Here is a 2,583-nt window from a genome sequence, read left to right as displayed (position 1 = left end):
TTTTTCTCTCGGTCTCGAGCCTGATCCTTTTGATGGTTGCCGCATGGGGTGGTGACAAATCGGCTCGCCTGGTAACGATATTGTCAGCAACCGCGTTGTTTGGCGCGTCGATCCTGTTGATGGTGCTCGCGCATTTGCCTGAATTCAAGGACGGCGCCTCGGCCTTCAGCGATCAATATCGCATGGATGCCTTTGGCAGTTCTGCGAAATTTCTGATCTATATCGCGGCGATAATTTCGCTGATGATTGCGCCGCGCTTCTTCCAGGGCGGCGGCAAATATCGCGCGGAATATCCGATCCTGATCCTGTTTGCCTGCATCGGCATGGGGATGATGGTCTCGGCAACCGACATGATGACGCTTTATATCGGTCTGGAACTGAACAGCCTGTCCGCCTATGTTCTGGCCAGCTTCATCCGCACGGACATACGCTCTTCGGAAGCCGGCTTGAAATATTTCGTCCTCGGAGCGCTGGCCAGCGGCATGCTGCTGTTTGGTATCTCTCTGGTTTACGGTTTCGCGGGTTCGACCAGTTTCGCGGTGATTGCTGAAGCGCTGACCGGCGATCTTTCTACCGGTCCGCTGATCGGTCTGGTCCTCGTCCTGTCAGGTCTGGCATTCAAGATCAGCGCCGTGCCTTTCCATATGTGGACGCCGGATGTTTACGAAGGCGCGCCGACTCCGGTCAGTGCATTTTTCGCCAGCGCCCCGAAAGTGGCGGCCATCGCCCTGACGACGCGGGTAATCATCGACGCCTTCGGCGGTCAGACATCGGCCTGGCAACAGATTATCGTGTTTGTCGCGCTGGCCTCGATCATTCTCGGTGCGGTTGCCGCGATCGGACAGCAGAATATCAAGCGACTGCTTGCCTATAGCTCGATCAACAATGTCGGCTTCCTGCTCATCGGTCTCGCCACCGGCACCGCGCAGGGCATCTCGGCGATGATGTTCTATCTCACCGTCTATGTCGCAATGACATTGGGCAGCTTTATCTGCGTGCTCGAGATGCGGGACAAGGACGGCAAGCCTCTCGAAAGCCTGTCCAGCCTCGCTGGCCTGTCGCAAACCCGTCCGGGTCTTGCTGCGGCTTTTGCGGTCTTCATGTTCTCGCTCGCCGGTATCCCGCCTTTGTTCGGTTTCTGGGGCAAGTTTCTGGTATTTGATGCCGCCGTCGCTGCGGGCATGTTGCCCCTCGCGGTAATTGGTATTGCCGCTTCGGTGATTGGTGCTTTCTATTATATCAAGATCGTCAAGATCATCTATTTTGATGATCCTTCCGGCGAGATTGTCGCGACCGGTCACAAGACCGAAAACGGGCTGATCGCGGTTCTGGCATTGTTCGTATCGCCGTTGGGCTATCTGGCGATACCGTTCATGGCGCCGATCACAACGGCTGCCGCGGCGTCGCTTTTCTGACTATCCGCATAGAGACCGTCAAGCAAACCGCATCGACCAATGCGGACCTGAAGGCGCTGGCCGGGCAGGGCAGTGCCGCCGAAGGTTATTGGTTGCGGGCAGAGACTCAATCTGGCGGTATCGGACGTCTGGGCCGCAAATGGGAGAGCCCCAAGGGTAATCTCTATTGCAGTACAGTCGTGGATATCCGCCCCGGTGACCCGGCGCCGTCGTCCTTGTCTTTTGTCGCAGGGCTGGCGGTCTATGCGGTGATCCGCTCCTATCTCCCCGGCACCGAGATGATACTCAAATGGCCCAATGATATTTTGGTCTCTCAGGCCAAGATCTGCGGCATTTTGCTCGAGCGGGTGAAAAATCAGGTGGTGGTCGGCATCGGCGTGAATATCGCTGTCACGCCGGAAGTCGAAGGCAGATTATTGACCAGTCTGGCAGCCGAGGGGGCGAAAATAGACGCCGCCGGTTTTCTGGATCGCCTAACCGTTACTTTTTCCGATCTTGTTAGGATCTGGCGTGATCAGGGTTCTCCGCATATTCTGAAGGAATGGCAGAAACTGGCCCATCCGGTCGGTAGTATCATCACGACCAGCGATGAACGTGACGAGAGAACCACCGGCGAATATGCCGGACTCACAGCGGATGGCGCGCTGCGCTTGAGAAAAGCCGACGGAACGCTTATCGAAATACGCGCCGGTGATATTTCCATCGGATAGAAAGAAGAGTCGTTCATGCTATTGGCCATAGACGCCGGAAATACCAATGTTGTGTTCGCCCTCTTTGACGGTGACGACATTCGCGCGCGCTGGCGGATCGCAACCGATGCTCGCCGCACCGCAGATGAATATGTCGTCTGGCTCCGGCAGTTGCTCGAGCTGGAAGGCCTGGAGCTTGGCGCTGTCGACGCGGTGATTATCGGAACCGTGGTACCGCGCGCGCTTCACAATCTGACGGTCCTCTCCGAGAAATATTTCGGTGTGACTCCGCTGGTTGCCGGCCGTGGTGCAGCGGAATGGGGCGTCGCTTTGGATGTAGAGCAGCCCGATACCGTCGGCGCCGACCGCGTGCTCAATGTCATCGCGGCGCATCAGAAATATAAGCAGGATATCGTAATCATCGACTTCGGTACCGCCACCACATTCGACGTCGCCGACTATGAAGGCGCCTATAAGGG

The 2,583-nt window shown here is 56.9% G+C and carries 3 protein-coding genes; all 3 read left to right on the top strand.

Features of this window, described 5'->3' with window-relative positions; genetic code table 11:
* On the top strand, positions 1-1,415 hold a 1,415-nt coding region (gene nuoN, locus WBM93_RS14070; protein ID WP_424432492.1), incomplete at its 5' end, for an NADH-quinone oxidoreductase subunit NuoN.
* Positions 1,334-2,125, top strand: coding sequence for a biotin--[acetyl-CoA-carboxylase] ligase (locus WBM93_RS14065; RefSeq protein ID WP_424432493.1), 792 nt, complete (start codon positions 1,334-1,336; stop codon positions 2,123-2,125). The genes nuoN and WBM93_RS14065, both read left to right, overlap by 82 nt.
* A 15-nt stretch (positions 2,126-2,140) precedes the next feature.
* A partial coding sequence (locus tag WBM93_RS14060; protein ID WP_424432491.1) for a type III pantothenate kinase occupies positions 2,141-2,583 on the top strand: 443 nt, incomplete at its 3' end.

This window comes from Parasphingorhabdus sp., assembly GCF_049667325.1.
In the GTDB taxonomy this organism is placed as follows: Bacteria; Pseudomonadota; Alphaproteobacteria; order Sphingomonadales; family Sphingomonadaceae; genus Parasphingorhabdus.
The sequence above is the reverse complement of the archived record's forward strand: the minus strand, read 5'-3'. Positions and strand labels throughout refer to the sequence as shown.